1 protein-coding gene is annotated in these 1,048 nt (G+C 68.3%); it reads left to right on the top strand.

The genetic code is table 11. The features are described 5' to 3' along the window. The first annotated feature begins 148 nt into the window (after window positions 1-148). Window positions 149-1,026 (top strand): IS5 family transposase gene (locus KBX37_RS33935; RefSeq protein WP_210779896.1). Its coding sequence is split into 2 segments (ribosomal slippage): window positions 149-545 and window positions 545-1,026, totalling 879 coding nucleotides; the frame shifts between segments, so codons are not numbered across the junction. Window positions 1,027-1,048: the final 22 nt, after the last annotated feature.

Below are 1,048 nucleotides of genomic sequence, written 5' to 3'. Positions count from 1 at the left end.
TAGGGCCTGTGTCGAAGTCGCTGCCAGGGCTTGAGCTGTTGGGTGAGGATCTACGCGTGTCGGTGGTCGAGATGTAGCGAGGTCTCCGGTATCTGGTTCAGCGACCAAGCAGAACCCGAACACCGGAGACCTCGTGGATACCCTAGCGGTGGCGAGGCGGCACGACCTGACCGACGCAGAGTGGGTGGCGCTGGAGCCGCTGCTGCCTGCGGGGCGTAGGCCAGGTCGGCCGCCGACATGGACGAAGCGGCAGCTCATTGATGGGATCCGGTGGCGGACACGGGTCGGTGCCCCGTGGCGGGACGTCCCGGAGTGCTACGGGTCCTGGGCTGCGGCGTACGGGCTGTTCCGGCGTTGGCAGCGTGATGGGACCTGGGTGAAGATTCTGACAGCGTTGCAGACCCTGGCTGATGTGGCGGGACGCATCGTCTGGGACGTGTCGGTGGACTCGACGGTGGCCCGAGCGCATCAGCACGCCGCTGGGGCGCGTAAAAGGGGGATCTGCAGGCTGAGCCGCCGGGCGGGGTCACGGTCGAGCCGACCGATCACGCGCTCGGTCGGTCGCGGGGCGGGCTGACCACGAAGCTGCACCTGGCCTGCGAGCAGGGGCAGAAGCCGTTGTCGATCGTGTTGACCGCTGGGCAGCGCGGGGACAGCCCGCAGTTCATGGCGGTGCTCGACGGGATCCGGGTGCCCCGCCTGGGCTCGGGTCGGCCCCGGACTCGTCCGGACCGGGTCTTGGCCGACAAGGCGTACACATCGAGGGCCAACCGCCGCTACCTGCGCCGACGCGGCATCGCCGCGACGATCCCCTCGAAGGCCGACCAAGACGCCAACCGGCTCAAGCTGGGGTCCAAGGGCGGCCGACCACCGGTCTTCGATCCTGAGCGGTACAAGCAGCGTCATGCCGTGGAGTGCGGCATCAACCGGCTCAAGGGCAACCGGGCCGTAGCGACCCGCTTCGACAAACTCGCCGTCCGCTACGAAGCCACCGTTCACATCGCCGCGATCAACGAGTGGCTGTGACCGACTTCGACACAGGCCCTAG

It is taken from the genome of Micromonospora sp. U56 (assembly GCF_018070095.1).
Taxonomy (GTDB): Bacteria; Actinomycetota; Actinomycetes; order Mycobacteriales; family Micromonosporaceae; genus Micromonospora; species Micromonospora purpureochromogenes.
The sequence above is the reverse complement of the archived record's forward strand: the minus strand, read 5'-3'. Positions and strand labels throughout refer to the sequence as shown.